At 69.8% G+C, this 22,332-nt stretch carries 16 protein-coding genes and 1 pseudogene; 8 read left to right on the top strand and 9 right to left on the bottom strand.

All coding sequences use genetic code 11. The annotated features are described in order from the left end of the window. Positions 1-38: 38 nt before the first annotated feature. Positions 39-1,256: an MFS transporter gene (locus ACWDEX_RS03985; RefSeq protein WP_450461584.1), complete on the top strand. Its 1,218-nt coding sequence runs from the start codon at positions 39-41 to the stop codon at positions 1,254-1,256. A 102-nt stretch (positions 1,257-1,358) separates the two neighbouring features. Here the strand turns inward: ACWDEX_RS03985 and ACWDEX_RS03980 are convergent, their stop codons facing one another. The 4 genes from ACWDEX_RS03980 to ACWDEX_RS03965 form a co-directional block, all read right to left on the bottom strand. Continuing rightward, positions 1,359-3,113 (bottom strand): NAD+ synthase, encoded by a 1,755-nt coding sequence (locus ACWDEX_RS03980; RefSeq protein ID WP_450461582.1) that lies wholly within the window; start codon positions 3,111-3,113, stop codon positions 1,359-1,361. 144 nt (positions 3,114-3,257) lie between these two features. Beyond that, positions 3,258-5,189 (bottom strand): S53 family peptidase, encoded by a 1,932-nt coding sequence (locus tag ACWDEX_RS03975; RefSeq protein WP_450461581.1) that lies wholly within the window; start codon positions 5,187-5,189, stop codon positions 3,258-3,260. Positions 5,190-5,485: 296 nt separating this feature from the next. Continuing rightward, entirely contained in the window at positions 5,486-6,109 is a 624-nt protein-coding gene (locus ACWDEX_RS03970) for a DUF305 domain-containing protein (RefSeq protein WP_450461580.1), read from the bottom strand. Then, on the bottom strand, positions 6,106-6,792 hold the full coding sequence (locus tag ACWDEX_RS03965; RefSeq protein ID WP_450461579.1) for a DUF3105 domain-containing protein: 687 nt from the start codon (positions 6,790-6,792) through the stop codon (positions 6,106-6,108). The genes ACWDEX_RS03970 and ACWDEX_RS03965 overlap by 4 nt, the downstream gene beginning before the upstream one ends. Before the next feature lie 197 nt (positions 6,793-6,989). Between ACWDEX_RS03965 and ACWDEX_RS03960 the strand changes: the two genes are divergently transcribed. Next, complete coding sequence (locus ACWDEX_RS03960) at positions 6,990-7,430, top strand: RrF2 family transcriptional regulator (protein ID WP_450461578.1); 441 nt, start codon at positions 6,990-6,992, stop codon at positions 7,428-7,430. 123 nt (positions 7,431-7,553) lie between these two features. Here the strand turns inward: ACWDEX_RS03960 and ACWDEX_RS03955 are convergent, their stop codons facing one another. Further along, positions 7,554-8,732, bottom strand: a complete 1,179-nt coding sequence (locus tag ACWDEX_RS03955) for a globin domain-containing protein (RefSeq protein ID WP_450461577.1) — start codon at positions 8,730-8,732, stop codon at positions 7,554-7,556. A 340-nt stretch (positions 8,733-9,072) separates the two neighbouring features. Here ACWDEX_RS03955 and ACWDEX_RS03950 point away from each other — a divergent pair, with 340 nt between their 5' ends. Beyond that, a complete protein-coding gene (locus tag ACWDEX_RS03950) occupies positions 9,073-10,434 on the top strand; it encodes a glutamine synthetase family protein (protein WP_450461576.1) in 1,362 nt (453 codons plus the stop codon). Positions 10,435-10,640: 206 nt separating this feature from the next. Here ACWDEX_RS03950 and ACWDEX_RS03945 read toward each other — a convergent pair whose 3' ends face one another. Together ACWDEX_RS03945 and ACWDEX_RS03940 are read right to left on the bottom strand one after the other, a co-directional pair. Continuing rightward, entirely contained in the window at positions 10,641-10,970 is a 330-nt protein-coding gene (locus ACWDEX_RS03945) for a hypothetical protein (RefSeq protein WP_450461575.1), read from the bottom strand. 8 nt (positions 10,971-10,978) lie between these two features. Beyond that, positions 10,979-11,123: pseudogene (locus ACWDEX_RS03940) on the bottom strand (peptidoglycan-binding protein); the annotation flags it as partial. A gap of 402 nt (positions 11,124-11,525) precedes the next feature. On the opposite strand from ACWDEX_RS03940, the gene ACWDEX_RS03935 reads away from it, so the two are divergent. Then, on the top strand, positions 11,526-14,525 hold the full coding sequence (locus tag ACWDEX_RS03935) for a bifunctional [glutamine synthetase] adenylyltransferase/[glutamine synthetase]-adenylyl-L-tyrosine phosphorylase (protein WP_450461574.1): 3,000 nt from the start codon (positions 11,526-11,528) through the stop codon (positions 14,523-14,525). Positions 14,526-14,565: 40 nt separating this feature from the next. Here the strand turns inward: ACWDEX_RS03935 and ACWDEX_RS03930 are convergent, their stop codons facing one another. Together ACWDEX_RS03930 and ACWDEX_RS03925 are read right to left on the bottom strand one after the other, a co-directional pair. Then, on the bottom strand, positions 14,566-15,438 hold the full coding sequence (locus ACWDEX_RS03930) for a phosphatase PAP2 family protein (protein ID WP_450461573.1): 873 nt from the start codon (positions 15,436-15,438) through the stop codon (positions 14,566-14,568). Between the two features lie 108 nt (positions 15,439-15,546). Further along, positions 15,547-16,581 carry a LacI family DNA-binding transcriptional regulator gene (locus ACWDEX_RS03925; protein ID WP_450461572.1) on the bottom strand — a complete coding sequence of 345 codons (1,035 nt, stop codon included), beginning with the start codon at positions 16,579-16,581 and terminating at the stop codon, positions 15,547-15,549. Between the two features lie 455 nt (positions 16,582-17,036). Between ACWDEX_RS03925 and ACWDEX_RS03920 the strand changes: the two genes are divergently transcribed. From ACWDEX_RS03920 to ACWDEX_RS03905, 4 genes are all read left to right on the top strand, one after another. Next, positions 17,037-18,311, top strand: coding sequence for an extracellular solute-binding protein (locus tag ACWDEX_RS03920; RefSeq protein ID WP_450461571.1), 1,275 nt, complete (start codon positions 17,037-17,039; stop codon positions 18,309-18,311). Between the two features lie 110 nt (positions 18,312-18,421). Continuing rightward, positions 18,422-19,426 (top strand): carbohydrate ABC transporter permease, encoded by a 1,005-nt coding sequence (locus ACWDEX_RS03915; RefSeq protein WP_450461570.1) that lies wholly within the window; start codon positions 18,422-18,424, stop codon positions 19,424-19,426. A 13-nt stretch (positions 19,427-19,439) separates the two neighbouring features. Then, positions 19,440-20,348: a sugar ABC transporter permease gene (locus tag ACWDEX_RS03910; protein ID WP_450461569.1), complete on the top strand. Its 909-nt coding sequence runs from the start codon at positions 19,440-19,442 to the stop codon at positions 20,346-20,348. Between the two features lie 205 nt (positions 20,349-20,553). Beyond that, positions 20,554-22,218 carry a glycoside hydrolase family 13 protein gene (locus ACWDEX_RS03905; protein ID WP_450461568.1) on the top strand — a complete coding sequence of 555 codons (1,665 nt, stop codon included), beginning with the start codon at positions 20,554-20,556 and terminating at the stop codon, positions 22,216-22,218. The last annotated feature ends 114 nt before the right edge of the window (positions 22,219-22,332 follow it).

Below are 22,332 nucleotides of genomic sequence, written 5' to 3'. Positions count from 1 at the left end.
GATGGGCGGACCCCCCTCCTGAAAGGCGAAGCCCCTTCATGCCCCTGGCCCTGCTCGCCCTCGCCGTGGGTGCCTTCGGCATCGGCACCACCGAGTTCGTGATGATGGGCCTGCTGCCCAACGTCGCGAACGACCTGCACATATCCATCCCCACCGCCGGGCATCTGGTCTCGGCGTACGCGCTGGGCGTGGTGATCGGCGCGCCGCTGCTCGCCGCGGTCACCGCCCGTATGCCCCGCCGTCCGGTCCTGATCGGGCTGATGGTCCTGTTCGTGCTGGGTAACGCGCTGGCCGGCCTCGCCCCCGGCTACCACTGGCTGCTGGCCGCGCGTTTTCTGAGCGGTCTGCCGCACGGGGCGTTCTTCGGCGTCGGCGCGGTCGTCGCCATGAACCTGGTCGCGCCCGAGCGCAAGGCCCGCTCGGTCTCGCTGATGTTCCTGGGCCTGACGGTCGCGAACATCGCGGGCGTGCCGGTGGGGACGCTGACAGGCCAGCACCTGGGGTGGCGGGCCACGTTCCTGGGCGTGAGCGCCATCGGCGTGGCCGCGATCGTCTCTCTCGTCCTCCTGATCCCGAGGGACCACACCCACGTCCCGGCCGTCGGCCTGCGGGGCGAGCTGGCGCCCCTGCGTTCCCTGCCGGTCTGGCTGGCACTGGGTACGACGGTGGCCGGCATGGGGGCGCTGTTCTCGGCGTACAGCTATGTGGCGCCGATGCTGACGGACGCGGCCGGGTACGCGGAGGGCAGCGTCACCCTGCTGCTGGCCCTGTTCGGGGTGGGCGCGACGGTCGGCAACCTCGTCGGCGGCCGGCTGGCGGACCATTCGCTGCGGGGCACGCTGTTCGGCGGCCTGGCTTCGCTGACGGTGGTGCTGTCCCTGTTCCCGCTGCTCATGGGCGCCCAGTGGAGCGCGGCCCTGGCGGTGACGCTGCTGGGCACGGCGGCGTTCGTCACCGGTTCGCCGCTGCAGCTCATGGTCATGGAGAAGGCGTCGGCGGCCCCGTCGCTGGCGTCCTCGGCGAACCAGGCGGCGTTCAACCTGGCGAACGCGGGCGGGGCCTGGGTCGGCGGCCTCGCGCTGGCCGCGGGCTTCTCCGTCACCTCCCCGGCGATCGCGGGCGCGGCCCTGGCGGTACTCGGGCTGGCGGTGGCGTCAGTCGCGTACGCGGTTGACCGCCGGGTCGCTCCACCGGCGGGGCAGGTACGACTGGTGGCGGCGCATGTTCCGGAGCACGCGGAGAGCGTGCGCGGCTGAGCCGGTCGATTCAGCCCGTCCGGCGTTCGAGGGCAAGGCCGTTCAGGCCGAAATACAGGGGGCCGGGGCGGCAGCCCCCGGAAACCCGGCCCCCGCGAAGCGCTACGCGTGCTCGCGCCACCTGTTGGTGATCGGCAGGCGGCGGTCCTTGCCGAAGCCCTTCGCCGAGATCTTCGTGCCCGGCGGGTACTGGCGGCGCTTGTACTCCGCGGTGTCGACCATCCGCAGCGTCTTCACCACCAGCTCGCGGTCGAAGCCCGCCTCCGTGATCGCGTCCGCGCCCTTGTCCTGGTCCACGTACAGATCCAGGATCGCGTCCAGGACCGGGTAGTCGGGCAGCGAGTCCGTGTCGACCTGGTCCGGGCGCAGCTCCGCGCTCGGCGGCTTCTCGATCGAGTTCTCGGGGATCGGCGGGGTCTGGCCGCGTTCCTCGGCGGCCCGGTTCCGCCAGCGCGCCAGCTGGAAGATCGACGTCTTGTACACGTCCTTGATCGGGCCGTAGGCGCCCACCGAGTCGCCGTACAGCGTCGAGTAGCCCACCGCCAGCTCCGACTTGTTGCCGGGCGCCAGCACGATGTGGCCCTCCTGGTTGGAGATCGCCATCAGCAGCGTGCCGCGCAGCCGGGACTGGAGGTTCTCCTCCGCCAGCCCGGTCAGGCCAAGGGAGTCCATGTAAGCGGTGAACATCGGCTCGATGGGGACCGTGCGGAAGTGCAGGCCCGTACGCCGCGCCAGCTCCGCCGCGTCGTCCTTGGAGTGGTCGGAGGAGTACTTGGACGGCATCGACACGCCGTACACGTTCTCCGCCCCCACCGCGTCGCAGGCGATCGCCGCGACCAGCGCAGAGTCGATGCCGCCGGACAGCCCGATCAGGACGGACCGGAAGCCGTTCTTCGCCACGTACGCCCGCAGGCCCACGACCAGCGCCGAGTAGACCTCCTCCGCGTCGTCCAGCCGCTCGGCGTACCCGCCCGTCAGCTCCGGCTCGTACGCGGCAAGCGGTTCCTCGGACAGCACGAGCCGGTCGATGCGCAGGCCGTCGTCCACCACGTCCGTGGGGGCGTCCGCCTCCGCCCGGGGCAGGTCGAGATCCAGGACCACGCATCCCTCCGCGAACTGCGGCGCGCGCGCGATCACTTCGCCGTCCGGCGCGACGACGATCGAGTCCCCGTCGAAGACGAGCTCGTCCTGCCCGCCGATCATGGCGAGGTAGGCGGTGGTGCAACCCGCTTCCTGAGCTCGCTTGCGAACCAGTTCGAGACGCGTGTCGTCCTTGTCCCGCTCGTAGGGCGAGGCGTTGATCGAGATCAGCAGCCCGGCCTTCGCGGTCCGGGCCGCCGGGACGCGACCGCCCTCCTGCCACAGGTCCTCGCAGATGGCGAGCGCGATGTCGATCCCGTGCAGCCGCACGACCGGCATCGTGTCACCGGGCACGAAGTAGCGGTACTCGTCGAAGACGCCGTAGTTGGGCAGGTGGTGCTTGGCGAAGCTGAGCGCGATCTCCCCGCGGTGCAGCACCGCCGCCGCGTTCTGCGGGACGCCGGCCGGCTGCCCGTACTTCGGCTGTGCGCTCTCGCTGCGGTCGAGATAGCCGACGATCACCGGCAGCTCCCCGAGACCCTCGTCGGCGAGCCGCGCGGCGAGGTCCCTCAGGGCCGCCCGCGAGGCCTCGACGAAGGAGGACCGCAGGGCCAGGTCCTCGACGGGATACCCGGTCAGCGCCATCTCGGGGAACGCCACCAGATGCGCTCCCTGCTCGGCGGAGTGCCGGGTCCAACGGACGATCGCCTCGGCGTTTGCGGCGAGATCACCGACCGTCGAGTCGATCTGATTCAGGGCGAGGCGTAGTTGAGGCACGCGCCCCAGTCTAGACGCCAGTAATCGTCAGAGCGACACAATGGGGGTGTGGGCCGCCCCACGTGCGCCACCCCCATGACGAGGGCGCCCGCCCCCCGATGACGAGGGACGGGCGCCACGCGGCACACCGCGGTGAGCCGGTGGTCAGTGGCGGCGCCACGACTCGACGTAGCCGGAAGCGGGCGAGCCCACACCGGTGACGTTGTCATAGCCGCGGACGGCCTTCAGGGAGCTGTCCTGGCCAAGGGCGCGCACCGAGGTGAGCAGACCGTCGGATGCGTCGAAGGCGTTGACGAAGTCCACGCGGGCGACCGCGAGCTGCTTGCCGGTCGGCTGGTCCACCACGTCGTGGTAGACCTTCGAGCCGTAGCGGTCGTAGATCGCCGGGTTGGCGAAGCCGATCGCCTTGCCGCGCTCCTGCTGGGCGAGCGCCTGGACGGCCGCGATCACCGGAGCGGCGAGCGAGGTGCCGCCGATGCGGTACTCCGAGTACTGCTGGGACCCGTCCGGGAAGGTCTGCGTCTGGCCGACCTTGAATCCGGTGTTCGGGTCGGCGATGGCCGCGATGTCCGGGAGGACGCGGTTGCCGGCCCGGCTGTACGCCGTGGCGAGCGAGTTCGGCACGACGCCCTTCTGGTAGAAGGGCTGCGGCACGACCCTGCTGGTGCCGCCGCCCGCGCCCGAGTTGAACTGGAAGTTGGTCCAGCTCTTGCCGTTCGCGGCCAGCGTCGCCTTCTGGGTGCCCCAGCCGGTCTCCCACAGATACGTGTCGTCCTTGCCGACCGCCAGCGAGGTGCCGCCGACCGCCGTCACCCAGGCGGAGTTGGCCGGGGTGTCGACCTGCTTCGTCCCGGTGTTGGCGAGCTCGTCGCCGTCGTCACCGGAGGAGAAGTAGAAGCCGATGCCCTGGACGGCGCCGAGCTGGAAGATCTGGTCGTAAGCCGCGGCCACGTCCGGGGTCTCGTTGGCCTCGATGTCGCCCCACGAGTTGGAGACGATGTCCGCCAGATGCCCGTCGACGATCTTGCTCAGCGAGTCGATCAGGGCGTCGTCGTAGCAGGAGGCGGCGCCGACGTACACGATGTTCGCCTTGGGGGCGACCGCGTGCACGGCCTCGACGTCGAGGGTCTCCTCGCCGTACCAGCCGGCCGCCCCGCACTCCTCGGTGTCCGTGTAGTCGCTCGGCAGCACCTGGGTGAGCTGCCCCTTCGCGTAGCCCGCGTCACCGTGGCGGGCGGCGTAGGTGGCCGCGTCCTTGGCGATGGTCGGGGAGGCGTACGCGTCGGTGATCGCGACGGTCACGCCCTTGCCGGTCGCCTGGCCCGCGCCGTACGCGGCGCGCAGCTGCTTGCCGGTGTAGCCCTCGACCGCGTACGGGACCTGCTGGCCGTAGGCCTTGGGCAGCGTGGTGGCCATGTTCGAGCCGTGGTACGACGAGAACGGGCCCGAGTTGCGGAACACGTCGTCCGGCGGAGGCAGCGTGTCCTTGTGGCTCGCCTTGTGCGGGGCGTTGTCCAGGCCGGTGACGGTGAGGACCGCGCCGTCGAGCGCGGCGGGAACCGACGCCGTCCGCGCCGGGGCGCGGTAAGTGCGCTTGCCTTTGGCGTAGTTGTGCAGTCGGGCGCCGAACGCCTTCTCGACGGCGGCCGCGTCACCGGTGACGGTGAGGTAGTGCGCCGTGGTGTCGGTGACCTTCAGACCGGACGCCGTCAGCCAGTTGGTCACCGCGGCGATCTGCGCCTTCGTGGCCCCGAAGCGGGCCTGCGCGTCCTTGGCGCTCAAGTACTTGCCGTACATCGGCGACTTCGGGTCCGATACGGCCTTCGCGAAGGCGGTCAGCCCCGCCGCGTCGCGACCGGCCAGGTAGACCCGGGCGGTGACCTTGGTGCTGTCGCTCGTGGCGCCCCTGTCCGCCTGGGCTGTCGCCCACGCGGGCTTGGTGCCCGCGAGCGTGGCCCGGCCGGGGTTGTCCGCGGCGTGCGCCGCGGGTATGCCGAGCGCCAGTGCGCCGGCGAGCAGCGGCAGTGCCGCCGCCAAGCTCACCCCGGCGCGCGCCTTGGCGCGATTGGATCTCATAAAACCCCCTGCGATGCGGTTCGTCGCATGTAGTGGTCCGTCGGTGATCCGCGGAGAACGCCGCACGCTGAAGGCGCGGTGAATGGATCACGCGGTGGGGCCACTCTTGCGATGAACAGTTCATGTCAGGGGAATGGAAAGGCCAAGGAAACCTCAAGTAGCCACCCTCAGAGGCGGTTTGGGGCGCTTTCGATGGTTCCCTGATTATTGCGAGATGGTTGCGATCGGCGTGATGCGCTTGCGCCTGCGGTGATCAGGCACCGAGCGCGCGGCGCGGGGCGCGCCTGGCTGCACGGCTAGCCACGCGGCTTCGCGCCCCGCTCCTTGAGCATGGTGGTCATCAGCTCGATCTCCGACCGCTGTGCGTCGACCATGCCCTGCGCGAGTCTCTTCTCCACGCCGACCGTGCACTTGGCGACGCAACCCTCGGCCATGTGGACGCCGCCCTTGTGATGGTCGGTCATCAGCTGCAGGTAGAGGATCTCGGCCTGCCTGCCGTTCAGCGTGTCCAGCTTCTTCAGTTCGGTGTTGGTGGCCATGCCGGGCATCAGCGCACCGTCCTTGCCGGACGCCATGCCGCCCATGCCCATCCATGTCATCGGCGGGTCGGAGGACACCTTCGGCAGGTTCCACAGATCGAGCCAGCCCAGCAGCATGCCGCGCTGGTTGGCCTGCGTCTGCGCGATGTCGTACGCGAGCCGACGCACCTCCTCGTTCCTGGTGCGGTCGCGCACGATGAACGACATCTCGACGGCCTGCTGGTGGTGGACCGCCATGTCCCGGGCGAAGCCGGCGTCCGCGGGGCCGGCGAGGGGGGCTTGAGGTGTGGATCCGGCGTCCTCGGCGAGTGCGTAGGTGATCGTCCCGGCCGCGACGAGCGTTGCCGCCGCGGTTCCGGCGATCCAGCCGATGTGCCTCACCGGGGCATTCCTCCGGTGCACGCGGCGCCCGGCTCGGGCGTCTGGGGGCCCTGGACGAACCGGGCGAAGAACGCGTCGACGTTCGGGTCGCTCGCGCTCTTCACCGTGCGCTGGTGGGCCCAGGCGGAGAGCATGAGCGGGTCCTTCTGGTCCTTGACGGGACTCATCAGCGTGTACGGGGTATTCCTGACCTTGGTCGCGAGCGCGTCGACGTCCGCCTTGGACGCCTTGCTGTTGTAGGTGACCCAGACCGCGCCGTGCTCCAGCGAGTGCACGGCGTGCACGTTCGGGACCGGCTTGGTGTAGACATCGCCGTTGCAGTTCTGCCACACCGGGTGGTGATCGCCGCCGACCGGGGGCTCCATGGAGTACGTCACCGCGTCGGTGGTGTGGGTGCGGCCCAGCGTGCCCTTCCAGGTCTTCACGCCGTCGGTCCCGGTGACGAAGCCGCCCGGGCTCTTCGAATGGCTCGCCTTCGAGTCGCTCGCAGCGGCGGCCTTACCGCCGGACTGCGAGTCGATGAGGATGACGCCACCGACGGACAGACCGGCGACGACGACCACCGCGGATCCGATCGTGAGGATCCGGTTACGGCGAGCGCGGGCGCGCTCGGCATGGCGCATCTGTTCCACGTGCGCCTTGCGATCGGTGGAGCCGTTCCCGGTCTGGTGGGCGCTAGCCATTGGAGAGTCCTTCGGGGGAGGGGCGTGGAATGGACCGTGCGCGCGAAGCGTTCGTTCGGGGAGGGTGGGGGACAGGCGGGCCCGCTGATGGTAGTGGCAGGGAAGGTGCACTGTGGCGAGGGACACAGGAACGGCCGAAGGAGCGGCTTTCCTGCCGATAATTTGAACCACAGATGCGCATTATTTAGGCTGAAGCTATGCGGCTGCTGCGTTCCACCGATATCGCGCTGCGCGTCCTGATGCGACTCGCTGTCGCGGACGGCTCGACCCCCACGACCCGTGAGGTCGCGGAGCACATGGACGTGCCGTACACGCATGCCGCGAAAATCGTCGCCGAACTCCGGCACAGGGGACTGCTCGAGGCCCGGCGTGGCCGGGGCGGCGGGCTGGCGCTCACCGAGGCGGGTCGCACGGCGTCGATCGGTGCGATCGTGCGCGCCTTTGAGGGAAACGGCGACGTCGTCGACTGCGAGGGGGGCCCTACGCCCTGCCCGCTCAACTCCGCGTGCCGGCTGCGTGGCGCGCTGCGGCAGGCGCAGGAGGCGTTCTTCGCCTCGCTGGACCCGCTGACGATCGACGACGTGGCGGCGCCGCCGACCGGTCCGCTGCTACTGGAGATCTCGCGTAGGCGTCCTTGACCGGTTCGGCCCGGTGGTGATGCGCCAAAAGGCAACGTTCGGCTCGTCGCGGCGCCCGGCACACCCTTTCGGTGTGCCGGGCGCCGCGGCTTGACCGGCGAACGTTGCTTTTTGGGCTTTGGCTCAGGCGAGCCAGAGGTCCGGCCCGAAGACCTCGTAGTGGATGTCGGCGGGCGCCACGCCCTTCTCGATGAGCTGGGCGCGCACCGCCCGCATGAAGGGCAGCGGACCGCACAGGTACGCGCGCGTGCCCGACGCGATCGGCATGGTGGTCAGGTCGACGCGGCCGGAGTGCGCGGACTCGGGGGCGTCCTGCTCGTACCAGAAGTGCACGTCGGCGTCCGGCAGCTTGCCCGCGAAGGCCTCGTGGTCGCCGCGCAGGGCGTGCGTGGCGGGGGAGCGGTCGGCGTGGACGACCGTGACCGGGGAGCGGTGGCCGGCGTCGGCGAGCTGCTCCAGCATGGCGATCATCGGGGTCACACCGATGCCGGCGGAGGCGAGCAGCACGGGCGCGTCGGTGGCCTCCAGGACGAGGTCGCCGTACGGGGCGGAGAGCTGCAGGGTGTCGCCCTCGTGCACGTGTGCGTGCAGGTGGTTGGAGACCTCGCCGTCGGGGGCCGGGGCGTCACCGAGCACCCGCTTGACCGCGAACTGCCGCTCCGGCGAGCCGGGGGCCGCGGTCAGGCTGTACTGGCGGATCTGCCGGGCGCCGTCCGCGAGGTGGACGCCGACCGAGACGTACTGGCCCGCGCGGTAGCCGGGCACCGGCTCGTCGTCCACGGGGCGCAGCTTGAAGGTGGCCACGTCGGCGGTCTCGTCGATCCGCTCGACGACCTTCCACTCGCGCCAGTCCGTCTGCTCGCTCTGCTCGTACAGTCGCTTCTCGATGGCTATGAGGGCGTTGGCCATCAGCCAGTACACCTCGGTCCACGCCTCGGCGACCTCGGGGGTGACCGCTTCGCCGAGCACTTCGGCGATGGCGGCGAACAGGTGCTCGTAGACGATCGGGTACTGCTCAGGGGTGACGTGCAGCGAGGCGTGCTTGTGGGCGATGCGGTTCAGCATCACGTCGGGGCGCTCGTCGGGGTGGTTCACCAGGTAGGTCGCGAAGGCGGCGATGGAACCGGCGAGCGCCTGCTGCTGGGCGCCGGAGGCCTGGTTGCCACGGTTGAACAGGTCGCGCAGCAGCTCGGGGTGGGCGGCGAACATCTTGCCGTAGAAGCTCTTGGTGATCTCGCCGATGGCCGCGCCGACGGCGGGGAGAGTGGCGCGGACGGTGGCCGCGGACTGCTCGGACAGCATCGTGACTCCTGGGTGACTCAGTCGGACGTCTGAGCGAGACGCTATTGAAAGTGGCATTTGAGATGCAAATTAAACGGGGGTGTTGTCGCTCACGCGGGAAAGGTGCCGTCAGGCCCTTGCCAGAACGCGGTCGACCGTTACGGGAACGGGTGGGAGGGGGCAAGATGGGCGACAGGGCACCACACCCGCCGCAGGCGGGCGTTCGGCCGGGGCTCGCTCGGGCGGTCGTGGTCCGCACCGCACGTGAAACGCTGTGTGGTGTGATGCCCAGGTGCCCGACCGCCTCCCGCGACGACGGCGGACGCAGGCGGTCTGACCAGCAAGGATGGGGAAGCGGAAGATGGACAAGCAGCAGGAGTTCGTGCTTCGGACGTTGGAGGAGCGCGACATCCGGTTCGTACGCCTGTGGTTCACGGACGTGCTGGGCTTTCTCAAGTCGGTGGCCGTGGCGCCGGCCGAGCTGGAGCAGGCCTTCGACGAGGGCATCGGCTTCGACGGCTCCGCCATCGAGGGCTTCGCCCGGGTCTACGAGTCCGACATGATCGCCAAGCCGGACCCCTCGACCTTCCAGGTCCTGCCGTGGCGTGCCGAGGCCCCGGGCGCGGCCCGGATGTTCTGCGACATCCTCATGCCCGACGGCTCCCCATCCTTCGCCGATCCGAGGTATGTACTCAGGCGAGCCCTCGCCCGCGCCTCCGATCTGGGCTTCACCTTCTACACCCACCCGGAGATCGAGTTCTTCCTGCTGAAGAACAGGCCCCTCGACGGCACCCCGCCGATCCCGGCCGACAACTCCGGCTACTTCGACTACACACCGCAGAACGTCGGCCAGGACTTCCGCCGCCAGGCGATCACGATGCTGGAGTCGATGGGCATCTCCGTCGAGTTCTCCCACCACGAGGGCGCTCCGGGCCAGCAGGAGATCGACCTGCGCTACGCAGACGCGCTCTCCACGGCCGACAACATCATGACCTTCCGCCTGATCATGAAGCAGGTCGCGCTGGAGCAGGGCGTGCAGGCGACGTTCATGCCGAAGCCGTTCTCGGAGCACCCGGGCAGCGGTATGCACACGCATCTGTCCCTGTTCGAGGGCGACCGGAACGCGTTCTACGAGTCCGGTGCCGAGTACCAGTTGTCGAAGGTCGGCCGCTCCTTCATCGCGGGCCTGCTCAGGCACGCGGCGGAGATCTCGGCGGTCACCAACCAGTGGGTCAACTCCTACAAGCGCATCTGGGGCGGCTCCGAGCGCACCGCGGGCGCGGGCGGAGAGGCGCCGTCGTACATCTGCTGGGGTCACAACAACCGCTCCGCTCTGGTCCGTGTCCCGATGTACAAGCCGGGCAAGACGGGCTCGGCGCGTGTCGAGGTCCGCTCGCTCGACACGGGCGCGAACCCGTACCTGGCCTACGCGGTCCTGCTGGCCGCCGGCCTGAAGGGCATCGAGGAGGGCTACGAACTCCCGCCGGGCGCCGAGGACGACGTGTGGGCCCTGACGAACGCCGAGCGCCGCGCGATGGGCATCGAGCCGCTGCCGCAGAACCTGGGCGAGGCTCTTGGCCTGATGGAGCGCAGCGACCTGGTCGCCGAGACGCTCGGCGAGCACGTCTTCGACTTCTTCCTGCGGAACAAGCAGGCGGAGTGGCACGAGTACCGGTCCGAGGTGACGGCGTTCGAGCTGCGGAAGAACCTGCCGGTGCTGTAGACGCGGTCCGGAGCAGAGGTTCCGCTGCTTCGACGGCAGGGGCCGACGGGTGTGGACCCGTCGGCCGCCTGCCGACGCCCGAATCAGTGCCCCTCGCCGAGCGCCGGCGACATGCCGGTGAGCGCGGCCCGAGGTCGAGCCCGCGCTCACCATGCTCCAGTCGGTCCGTACTGCGCGTCGGTCAGCCGGACCTGCTCGTCATGCGCTCATGCCTGCTGGGCTACCCGGCGGTGATGGCCGTCGTGCTCGTCGCAACGGTCCCCGCCGTAGGACTTCCCGTGGCTGCCGTGATGCTTGCGGCAGTGCTCCTTCTCCTTCTCCTTTTCCTTCTCTTGCTTCTTCTCCACCTTCACGGTGATGGTGGCCGTGGCCTTGTTGCTGGTGACCTGGTTGCCCTGCGGGTCGGGTGCCGTCGCCTGCGCCGTGTTGGTGACCTCGCAGCGCATGACCTCATGCTTGCCGTTGCCGTGGTCTCCGCCGCGCTCCTTGACCTGCTTGCACGGGGTGACGGTGTTGGTGATGTGCCCCGCGTTCACGTCGGCGGCTCGTACAGTGCCTGACCGCGGGTGACCGTGGTGCCCTCCCGTGGCCGGGACCGTCACTGTGCCCGCGACCGCCGCCTTCACCGCACGACGCTGCGCGAAATCGATTTTTCCGTCGACCGTCTTCGACTGCACGAGGTCGGCCCGTGTGATCGTGGTGGTGGCCGCACTTCTGGCGACTCGAGTTCGACCCGGCCCCCATGCTCGTCGTCTACGAACTGGAAGCCGGCCGCTATGTGGAGCGGACAACCGCCCATTACCGACCCTCTGCTGACCGCTCCGACGTAGCCTCGCCGGCGCCACCAGTTCCGCTGCGACCGAATGCCTGGCCGCTGTAGAGCCCGATCTCGACCGCATGAGTTTCCGGCCTCGCCAGGTCCCACACCTTCTTCGGGTATCCGACCCGCTTCAGGTCCTCCTTCATGGCCGAGAGCAGCGAGGTGCTCCCGGTGCGGCCAAGGTGAAGGACAGGGCCCCGCGGCCGGGACCCGGGCCCGTCCCTCCGGATACGCTCTGGCCAGGACATGTGCGATTCGGCGGGAGGCCGCGATGACGGTGCCAGGGCGCAGGAGCAGCACCTTCACACGGCTGCTGCGGCACGGGTTCACCGCACCCTCCGCCGCCGAGCGGCTCCTGGAGAGCGTCGAGCTGGCGCCGGTGAGGTCCGACCCCGTGCTGCTCGACGCCCTGGGCGCGACCGCCGACCCCGATCTGGCGCTTCACGGCCTGGTCCGGCTCCTCGAGGCGCAGCCCGATCCCACCGCCCGGCGCGAGCTGCTCGACACGCTGATCTCGGCCAAGCCGCTGCGGGACCGGCTGCTCGGGGTCCTCGGCGCCTCCGCCGCGCTCGCCGACCACCTCGCCCGCCACCCCGGCGACTGGCAGGCGCTGGTCAACTACGAGCTACAGGACCTGCACCCCGGGGTGGAGGAGTTCGAGCGGCAACTCGCCGACGCCGCCGACCCCGTCTCGTTGCGCGTCGCCTACCGCCGCTGTCTGCTGTCGATCGCCGCACGCGACGTGTGCGGCACCATCGACGTCGCCCAGACGGCCGCCGAACTGGCCGACCTCGCCACCGCCACCCTGCGCGCCGCCCTCGCCATCGCCTGCGCCGCGGCCCCCGACGACGCCGTGCGCTGCCGGCTCGCGGTGATCGCCATGGGCAAGTGCGGCGGCCACGAGCTGAACTACGTCTCCGACGTGGACGTCATCTTCGTCGGCGAGGCCGCGAACGGCACCGACGAGAGCGAGGCCGTGCAGGCCGCGACCCGGCTCGCCTCGCACATGATGCGGATCTGCTCCGAGTCGACGGTCGAGGGCACCATCTGGCCGGTGGACGCCAACCTACGGCCCGAGGGCCGCAACGGCCCCCTGGTGCGCACCCTGAGCAGTCACCTCGCGTACTACCAGCGCTGGGCCAAGACCTGGGAGTTCCAGGCCCTGCTCAAGGCGCGCCCGGTGGCCGGCGACAGCGAACTGGGCGAGAAGTACGTCGCCACCCTCGCCCCCCTCGTCTGGCAGGCCGCCGAACGCGAGAACTTCGTCGCCGACGTGCAGGAGATGCGCCGCCGGGTCGTCGCGAACATCCCCGTGGGCGAGATCGAGCGGGAACTGAAGCTCGGGCCGGGGGGCCTGCGGGACGTCGAGTTCGCCGTGCAACTGCTCCAGTTGGTCCACGGCCGCTCCGACGTCTCGCTGCGCAGCGGCACCACACTGGACGCGCTGAAGGCGCTGGCGGCCGGCGGCTACATCGGGCGCGTCGACGCCGTGCAACTCGAGGACGCCTACCGTTTCCTGCGCGCCATGGAGCACCGCCTCCAGCTCTACCAGTTGCGCCGCACCCACCTCGTCCCCAAGAACGAGGCCGACCTGCGCCGCCTCGGCCGCTCCCTGGGCCTGCGCCCCGACCCGATCGGCGAGCTCACCCTCGAGTGGCGGCGGCACACCGGCGCCGTACGCCGCCTGCACGAGAAGCTCTTCTACCGCCCCCTGCTCGACGCCGTCGCCCAACTCGCGCCAGGCGAAGCCCGGTTGAGCACGGAAGCAGCCCGCGAACGCATGATCGCCCTTGGCTACGCGGACCCGGCGGCCGCCCTGCGCCACCTGGAGGCGCTGGCCTCCGGCGTCACCCGCAGGGCCGCCATCCAGCGCACTCTGCTGCCGGTGCTGCTCGGCTGGTTCGCCGACTCCGCCGACCCGGACGCGGGCCTGCTCGCCTTCCGCAAGGTCTCGGACGCGCTCGGCAAGACCCCCTGGTACCTGCGGTTGCTGCGAGACGAGGGCGCCGCGGCCGAGAACCTCGCCCGCGTGCTGTCCGCGGGCCGACTCGCTCCCGACCTGCTGATGCGCGCACCCGAGGCGGTGGCCCTGCTCGGCGACGGCGACGGCGGCGGGCTCGAACCGCGCGGGCGCGCCCACCTGGAGCAGGAGATCCTCGCCGCGGTCGGGCGCGCCGACAACGCCGAGCAGGCGGTCACGGTGGCGCGCGGCGTGCGAAGGCGCGAGCTGTTCCGTACGGCCGCCGCGGACATCGTCGGCAGTTACGACAACACCGTGGACGCGGCGGCCCGGCCGGACCAGGGCGCGCTGGTGGACCTGGTCGGCGGCGCTGTCTCGGACCTGACGGCGGCGACGCTGGCGGGCACGCTCCGCGCGGTCGTCCGCGAGGGCTGGGGAGACGTCCTGCCCACCCGGTTCGCGGTCATCGGCATGGGCCGCTTCGGCGGCCATGAACTCGGCTACGGCTCGGACGCGGACGTGGTGTTCGTCCACGAGCCGAGGGAGGGCGTCGACGAGCGGGAGGCGGCCGAGGCCGCCAACAAGGTGGTCGCGGAAATGCGCCGGCTGCTCCAGATCACGAGCGCCGACCCGCCGCTGCTGATCGACGCCGACCTGCGGCCGGAGGGCAAGTCGGGGCCGCTGGTGCGCACCCTGACGTCGTACGCGGCCTACTACCGGCGCTGGTCGCTGGTCTGGGAGTCACAGGCGCTGCTGCGGGCCGAGCCGGTCGCCGGGGACGAGGACCTGGGCCGCCGTTTCATCGAGCTGATCGACCCGCTGCGCTACCCGATGGAGGGTCTCGGCGACGACGCCGTGCGCGAGATCCGGCGGCTGAAGGCCCGCATGGAGTCGGAACGGCTACCGAGGGGCGCCGACAAGACACTTCACACGAAGCTGGGCCGGGGCGGCCTGTCGGACGTCGAATGGACGGTGCAGCTCCTGCAACTGCGGCACGGCTGGGCGGAACCGGGCCTGCGCACCACCCGCACCCGCACCGCCCTCGCAGCCGCGTGCGCCGCCGGGCTGATCCCGGCCGAGGAGGCGGCGATCCTGGACGAGGCCTGGGTCCTGGCGACGCGGGTGCGCAACGCCGTGATGCTGGTACGAGGGCGGGCAGGCGACACGTTTCCGTCCCAGAGCAGGGAACTCGCCGCGGTGGGCCGCTGTCTGGGCTACGGGCCCGGCCATGTGGGGGACATGCTCGAGGACTACCGGCGTACGACGCGCAGGGCCCGGGCGGTTGTGGAGGAGCTCTTCTACGGGGCCTGACCACGGGCTGAGGCCGACGACGGCACGGGGGCGCCGTCCCTCACACCTTCGCGGGCAGCAACGCCGGCGCGCCCGGCCCCGTCACCCACCGCGGCAGGGTGTACGGCAGGGCTCCGTACCACAGTCGCGACGCGGTGAAGCCGAACGTCAGGCACACCATGCCGCCCACCGCGTCCAGCCAGAAGTGGTTGGCGGTCGCGACGATCACCGCGAGGGTCGTCGCCGGGTACAGCACACCCAGTACCCGTACCCACGGCACCTTCGCCAGCGCGTAGATCATCAGGCCGCACCACAACGACCACCCGATATGCATCGAGGGCATCGCCGCGTACTGGTTCGACATGTGCTTCAGGTCGCCCGACGCCATCGAGCCCCAGGTCTGGTGCACCACCACCGTGTCGATGAAGTCGGTGCCGGTCATCAGGCGCGGTGGCGCGAGCGGGAAGAAGTAGTAGCCGAGCAGCGCCACCGCCGTCGTGGCGAACAGGGCCAGTCTCGCCGCCGTGTAACGGCCCGGATGGCTGCGGTACAGCCACACCAGCACACCCAACGTCACCACGAAGTGCAGTGTCGCGTAGTAGTAGTTCATTCCGACGATCAGCCAAGTGGCCGAGTTCAGGGCGCGGTTGACCGAGTCCTCGACGGCGATCCCCAGATGGTGCTCCAACCGCCACAGCCAGTCCGCGTTGTTCAGCGCCTCGGTCTTCTGCTCCGGCACCGCGTTTCGGATCAGCGAGTAGGTCCAGTAACTCACCGCGATCAGCAGGATTTCGAACCAGAAGCGCGGACGGCGAGGGATGCGCAGCCGGCGCAAGAGGCTCTGCCGCGCGCGCTCCTGCGCTGCCTTGTCCGTGACGGGTTGTGGAGCGGCCTGCCCCTGGCCCCCCAGTGTCGGCGCGGTCCTTTCAACCATAGGCACAGAGTCTGCCAGATGCGGCATTCGCCACCGTTCATCCCTCGGAACGGTTCCGGCGGCATGTTCTCCACCCTGCGACCCCCCGCGCAGCCGGGGAACTACTGCCTAGGTACGACTCCGGGCCCCAGGCGCCGATGCGGTCGAACCCCGCACCACCAGCTCCGGCATGAACACGAATTCGCTGTGCGGCGCGGGCGTCCCGCCGATCTCCTCCAGCAGCGTGCGCACGGCCGCCTGCCCCATCGCCGGCACCGGCTTGCGGATCGTCGTCAGCGGCGGGTCCGTGAAGGCGATGAGCGGGGAGTCGTCGAAGCCCACCACCGAGATGTCCGTGGGGACTTCCAGGCCCCGCTGCCGCGCCGCGCGTATCGCCCCCAGCGCCATCATGTCGCTCGCGCACACCACCGCCGTGCAGTCCCGGTCGATGAGCGCGGACGCCGCCGCCTGGCCGCCCTCCAGCGTGTACAGCGAGTGCTGGACCAGCCGTGCCTCGACATCCTCGGCACTCAGCCCGAGCTGCTCCTGCATCGCGCGTACGAAACCCTCGATCTTCCGCTGCACCGGCACGAACCGCTTCGGCCCGAGGGCCAGACCGATCCGGGTGTGCCCCAGGGACACCAGATGCGTGACCGCCAGTGTCATCGCGGCGCGGTCGTCGGGGGAGATGAACGGCGCCTGCACCTTCGGGGAGAACCCGTCCACCAGTACGAAGGGCACACCTTGGGCCCGCAGCCGCTCATAGCGCTGCATGTCGGCCGTGGTGTCCGCGTGCAGCCCGGAGACGTAGATGATGCCCGCGACCCCGCGGTCCACCAGCATCTCGGTCAGCTCGTCCTCCGTGGAGCCGCCCGGCGTCTGGGTCGCCAGCACCGGGGTGTACCCCTGCCGCGTCAGCGCCTGACCGATGACCTGGGCGAGGGCCGGGAAGATCGGGTTCTCCAGCTCCGGGGTGATCAGGCCCACCAGTCCCTCGCTGCGCTGGCGCAGACGGACCGGACGCTCGTAGCCCAGGACGTCGAGGGCGGCCAGGACGGACTGGCGGGTGGTCGCGGCGACGCCCGGCTTCCCGTTCAGGACGCGGCTGACAGTCGCTTCGCTGACCCCCGCTTGGGCTGCGATGTCGGCAAGCCGTGTGGTCACGGCACCGGACTGTACCGGCCGCCTCTCCGCTTGCCCACCAGACGGTCGCCGGGCCCGCCCGGTCGAACGGCCCGTTGCGGGTTGCTGCGTCATCGCGCTCCCTGGTGTTCTGGTCGGTATTCGGTTTGCAACGGGATGATTCCCCCGCCCGGCGCATGTGGCAAGAGCTTGCAGAGTCTTGCACAAGGGCCGAACGCCCCCCAGAGCAGCCCCGAGGTCAAGGCTACGGCCCCTTTCGACCAGGTCACAGGCGGGTAACTGTCATGACTTCTTGCACTTTTTTTCTGCAAGACCTTTCGCAATGGTTGCATCGCTGTTACGTTCACGTCGCCCGGCGGCCTCCCTCGCTCTCGGCTTCGCTCGAGCGGGGCACCGGCGCAGTCGGCAAGTCGGCAGAGGACGGCGGAGCGAACCGTCTCCTCGCCCCCACGGGCTTTCACCCTCAAGGAGAACTCATGCGGCGTGGCATAGCGGCCACCGCGCTGGTGGCGTCCGTCGCCCTCACGGCGACGGCCTGCGGCAGTGACAGCGGCAGCGACAAGTCGGACGGCCCGGTCACCATCACCTGGTGGGACACCTCCAACGCCACCAATGAGGCGCCGACGTACAAGGCACTGGTCAAGGACTTCGAGGCGGCCAACCCGAAGATCAAGGTCAAGTACGTCGACGTCACCTTCGACCAGGCGCAGAACAAGTTCGACACCGCCGCCGGCTCCAAGGGCGCCCCCGACGTGCTGCGCTCCGAGGTCGGCTGGACCCCCGCCTTCGCGAAGAAGGGCTACTTCCTGCCGCTGGACGGCACCGAGGCCCTCAAGGACCAGGCCAAGTTCCAGCCCAGCCTGATCAAGCAGGCCCAGTACGAGGGCAAGACCTACGGCGTGCCGCTGGTCACCGACACCCTCGCGCTGGTCTACAACAAGAAGCTCTTCAAGCAGGCCGGCATCACCAAGGCGCCCACCACCTGGGACGAGCTGAAGTCCGCCGCCGCGAAGATCAAGGACAAGACCGGCGCCGACGGCTACTGGGGCTCCGCCACCCAGGCCTACTACGCGCAGACCTTCCTCTACGGCGAGGGCACCGACACCGTCGACGCCACCGCCAAGAAGATCACCGTGAACTCGCCCGCCGCGAAGAAGGCGTACGGCACCTGGCTGAGCACGTTCTCCGGCAAGGGCCTGCACAAGGCCGACACCACCGCCGAGGCCTACGGCCACATCATGGACTCGTTCGTCAACGGCAAGGTCGCCGCGATCATCCAGGGCCCCTGGGAGATCACGAACTTCTACAAGGGCGACGCCTTCAAGGACAAGTCCAACCTCGGCATCGCGACCGTCCCGGCCGGTTCCACCGGCAAGGCGGGCGCGCCGACCGGCGGTCACAACCTCTCCGTGTACGCCGGTTCGGACAAGGCCCACCAGGAAGCGGCGCTGAAGTTCGTGAACTTCATGACCTCCGCCAAGACCCAGGAGGCCATCGCCCTGAAGAACTCCACGCTGCCCACGCGTGACGACGCCTACACCGACAAGGTCAAGGCCGACCCGGGCATCGCCGGCTACCAGGGCGTGCTCTCCGCCGCCCAGCCGCGCCCGGAGCTGCCCGAGTACAGCTCGCTGTGGGGCCCGCTCGACACCGAGCTGACCAAGGTCGCGGGCGGCAAGGAGTCGCTGGACAAGGGCCTGAGCAACGCGGAGATCGCGATCACCAAGCTGGTCCCGGACTTCAGCAAGTAAGTCCCGTGTGGCCGTCGGATCCTCCAGCAAGGGGGGAAGGATCCGGCGGCCACCGGCCTGTGCCCAGGCCCCCTCCTTGATCCGTAGATCTTGACGAAGGTTGTCGAACCATGACAGTCGCCATCGACCGCGCGACCGGCAAACGCCGAGGTGACCGCGCGCCGCGGCCCGGCCTGGGCCGGCGTCTGAAGCAGAGTTACCAGAAGCACTGGTACGCGTACGCGATGATCGCGCCCGTGGTGATCGTGCTCGGCGTCCTCGTGCTCTACCCCCTGGTGTACGGCCTCTACCTGACCCTCACCGACGCCAACAGCCTCAACACCGCCCGCACGATCGGCGTCAACCACATCGACGCCACGTACCAGTTCGTCGGCCTGGACAACTACAAGGACATCCTCTTCGGGCCGACCTCCTACGATCGCTTCTGGTCGCACTTCATCTGGACGATCGTGTGGACGGCCGTCTGTGTCGCCCTGCACTACTCCATCGGGCTCGGCCTCGCGCTGCTGCTCAACCAGAAGTTCCGCGGGCGCGTCTTCTACCGCATGGTGCTGGTCCTGCCCTGGGCCGTGCCCACCTTCGTCACCGTCTTCGGCTGGCGCTTCATGCTCGCCGACGGCGGCATCATCAACTCCGCCCTCGACTGGCTGCACCTGCCGACGCCGGCGTGGCTGGAGGACACCTTCTGGCAGCGGTTCTCCGCGATCATGGTGAACACCTGGTGCGGTGTGCCGTTCATGATGCTCTCCCTGCTCGGCGGCCTCCAGGCCATCGACACCTCGCTGTACGAGGCGGCCGAGATGGACGGCGCGAGCGCCTTGCAGCGCTTCCGCTACGTCACCCTGCCCGGCCTGCGGGCGGTCAGCTCCACCGTGGTGCTCCTCGGCGTCATCTGGACCTTCAACCAGTTCGCCATCATCTTCCTGTTGTTCGGCAAGACCGCCCCGGACGCCCAGATCCTCGTCACCTGGGCGTACTTCCTGGGCTTCGGACAGCAGCCGCGTGACTTCGCGCAGTCCGCGGCCTACGGCATCCTGCTACTGGCCATCCTGATCGTCTTCACCTCCTTCTACCGCCGCTGGCTGAACCGCAATGACCAGCAGCTCGCGATCTGAGGCAGGAGTTCCCATGAGTACCACCACTGTCGAGACCTCCGCCGAGGAGACAGGACCGACTCCCGCGGCCACCCCGCGCCGCAGGCGTGGCCGCAGTGAGAACGGCCCCCTCGCCACCCTCGCCTCGCACGCCCTGCTGATCGTGGCGAGCCTGATCGCGTTCCTCCCGATCGCCTGGCTGATCTTCCTGTCCCTCGGCCCGGACAAGGACGACTATCTGCACCCCGGGCAGATCTGGCACAAGATGACGTTCGACAACTACTCGTTCGTCCTCCAGCACACCGCCTTCTTCGACTGGCTGAAGAGCTCGCTCATCGTCACCCTGGGCGCCACCGCCATCGGTGTACTCCTCGCCGCCACCAGCGGCTACGCCGTCTCCCGCATGCGCTTCCCCGGCTACCGGAAGTTCATGTGGGTGCTGCTGGTCACCCAGATGTTCCCGGTCGCCGTTCTGATGGTGCCGATGTACCAGATCCTGTCGGACCTGGACCTCATCGACACCTACCTCGGCCTGATCCTCGTCTACTTCACGACGGTCGTGCCCTACAGCGCCTGGCTGCTCAAGGGCTACTTCGACACGATCCCCTTCGAGATCGACGAGGCCGGGCGCGTCGACGGGCTCACCCCGTTCGGTACCTTCCTGCGGCTGATCCTGCCGCTGGCCAGGCCCGGTCTCGCGGTCGCCGCCTTCTACAGCTTCCTCACCGCCTTCGGCGAGGTCGCCTTCGCCTCGACGTTCATGCTGTCCGACGACAAGTACACCTTCGCCGTCGGCCTGCAGAGCTTCATCAGCGAGCACGACGCGCAGCGCAACCTCATGGCCGCCACCGCGGTGCTGATCGCGATACCCGCCTCGCTGTTCTTCTACCTCGTGCAGAAGAACCTGGTGACCGGCCTCACCGCGGGCGGCACGAAGGGCTGACTCCTTCGTCGTACAGAGCTCCCGTGCGCCGTTGCCGCGCGAGTGGCGGCGGTGCCATTCTCGGAGCCCTTCAAGCAGGCTCCCCAGACCCTGCCGGCACCGTGGCCGCCTCGTCACCCGCAGCCGTACCCGACGCCAACGACCCGACAGCATCCCCGCTCCCGGCATCGTCCGGGCGGGGGACCCCCATCGCAGCAAGGACGCCATGAGCCAGCACTCCGCCGACCCGGCCCCGAACACCGCCCTCGCCACCGTCGCCGCCCACCGCGACTGGTGGCGGGACGCGGTGATCTACCAGGTCTATCCGCGCAGCTTCGCCGACAGCAACGGCGACGGCATGGGCGACCTGGAGGGCGTACGGTCCCGACTTCCCCATCTGCGCGACCTCGGCGTGGACGCCGTATGGATCAGCCCCTTCTACGCCTCGCCGCAGGCCGACGCCGGCTACGACGTGGCCGACTACCGCGCCGTGGACCCCATGTTCGGCAACCTCATGGACGCCGACGCGCTGATCCGCGAGGCCCACGAACAGGGCTTGAGGATCATCGTCGACCTGGTCCCCAACCATTCCTCCGACCAGCACGAGTGGTTCAAGCGGGCGCTCGCGGACGGTCCGGGCTCGCCCCTGCGAGAGCGCTACCACTTCCGGCCGGGCAAGGGCGAGATGGGCGAACTCCCGCCGAACGACTGGGAGTCCATCTTCGGCGGCCCGGCCTGGACCAGGGTCCCGGACGGCGAGTGGTACCTCCACCTCTTCGCTCCGGAGCAGCCCGACTTCAACTGGAACCACCCGGCCGTCGGCGACGAGTTCCGCTCGATCCTCCGCTTCTGGCTCGACATGGGCGTCGACGGCTTCCGTATCGACGTCGCCCACGGCCTGGTGAAGGCAGAGGGCCTGCCGGACCTCGGCGCCCATGACCAGCTCAGGCTCCTGGGCAACGATGTCATGCCGTTCTTCGACCAGGACGGCGTGCACGCCATCTACCGTCAGTGGCGCACCATCCTCGACGAGTACGCGGGAGAGAGGATCTTCGTCGCCGAGGCCTGGACCCCGACGGTCGAGCGCACCGCCAACTACGTCCGCCCCGACGAACTGCACCAGGCGTTCAACTTCCAGTATCTGGGCACCCATTGGGACGCTGCCGAGCTGCGTTCCGTCATCGACCGCACCCTCGACGTGATGCGCCCGGTCGGCGCCCCCGCGACCTGGGTGCTGTCCAACCACGATGTGACCCGGCACGCCACCCGCTTCGCCCACGCCCGCGCCCTCGGCACCCAGATCCGTGAGGCCGGCGACCGGGAGCTGGGCCTGCGCCGCGCCCGCGCGGCCACCCTGCTCATGCTGGCCCTGCCGGGATCGGCGTACCTGTACCAGGGTGAGGAGCTGGGCCTGCCCGACGTCGTGGACCTCCCCGACGAGGTCCGCCAGGACCCCGCCTTCTTCCGGGGTGCGGGCCAGGACGGCTTCCGTGACGGCTGCCGGGTGCCGATCCCGTGGACGCGAGCCGGGTCGTCGTACGGCTTCGGTAACGGTGGTAGCTGGCTGCCGCAGCCCGAGGGCTGGGGCGAGCTGAGCGTCGAGGCCCAGCAGGGCGCGCCGGGCTCCACCCTGGAGTTGTACCGCACGGCGCTCACGACCCGCCGGGACCACCCCGATCTCGGCGCCGGCGAGGCCGTGGAGTGGCTGACGGCCCCCGAGGGCGTCCTGGCGTTCCGCCGCGGCGAGTTCGTGTGCGTCGCGAACACCACGGGCGAGACGGTGACGATCCCGTCGTACGGCCGTGTCCTGGTCGCCAGCACGGAGGTGAAGGTCGCGGGCAGCGAGGCCGAGCTTCCTGCGGACACGACGGTGTGGTGGACCACCGGCTGACGCCACACGCGCGCTTCTCAGCGATGTCAGGGGCCCGCCGTCCGTGGGGGACGGCGGGCCCCGGCGTCTTTACCGGAAGACTTGCGGCCATCTATGGGATCGATCGTAGGTAGG

This window comes from Streptomyces sp. NPDC001020 (genome assembly GCF_053599115.1).
Note: the sequence above shows the minus strand (reverse complement) of the source record. Positions and strands in the feature narration are given on the sequence as shown.

What these genes read in the sequence shown, in the direction of transcription:
- ACWDEX_RS03985 (WP_450461584.1), top strand. Translation starts at nt 39, where the DNA reads ATGCCCCTGGCCCTGCTCGCCCTCGCCGTGGGTGCCTTCGGCATCGGC.
- ACWDEX_RS03975 (WP_450461581.1), bottom strand. Translation starts at nt 5,189, where the DNA reads ATGAGATCCAATCGCGCCAAGGCGCGCGCCGGGGTGAGCTTGGCGGCG.
- ACWDEX_RS03965 (WP_450461579.1), bottom strand. Translation starts at nt 6,792, where the DNA reads ATGGCTAGCGCCCACCAGACCGGGAACGGCTCCACCGATCGCAAGGCG.
- ACWDEX_RS03960 (WP_450461578.1), top strand. Translation starts at nt 6,990, where the DNA reads ATGCGGCTGCTGCGTTCCACCGATATCGCGCTGCGCGTCCTGATGCGA.
- ACWDEX_RS03955 (WP_450461577.1), bottom strand. Translation starts at nt 8,732, where the DNA reads ATGCTGTCCGAGCAGTCCGCGGCCACCGTCCGCGCCACTCTCCCCGCC.
- ACWDEX_RS03950 (WP_450461576.1), top strand. Translation starts at nt 9,073, where the DNA reads ATGGACAAGCAGCAGGAGTTCGTGCTTCGGACGTTGGAGGAGCGCGAC.
- ACWDEX_RS03935 (WP_450461574.1), top strand. Translation starts at nt 11,526, where the DNA reads ATGACGGTGCCAGGGCGCAGGAGCAGCACCTTCACACGGCTGCTGCGG.
- ACWDEX_RS03930 (WP_450461573.1), bottom strand. Translation starts at nt 15,438, where the DNA reads ATGGTTGAAAGGACCGCGCCGACACTGGGGGGCCAGGGGCAGGCCGCT.
- ACWDEX_RS03920 (WP_450461571.1), top strand. Translation starts at nt 17,037, where the DNA reads ATGCGGCGTGGCATAGCGGCCACCGCGCTGGTGGCGTCCGTCGCCCTC.
- ACWDEX_RS03915 (WP_450461570.1), top strand. Translation starts at nt 18,422, where the DNA reads ATGACAGTCGCCATCGACCGCGCGACCGGCAAACGCCGAGGTGACCGC.
- ACWDEX_RS03910 (WP_450461569.1), top strand. Translation starts at nt 19,440, where the DNA reads ATGAGTACCACCACTGTCGAGACCTCCGCCGAGGAGACAGGACCGACT.
- ACWDEX_RS03905 (WP_450461568.1), top strand. Translation starts at nt 20,554, where the DNA reads ATGAGCCAGCACTCCGCCGACCCGGCCCCGAACACCGCCCTCGCCACC.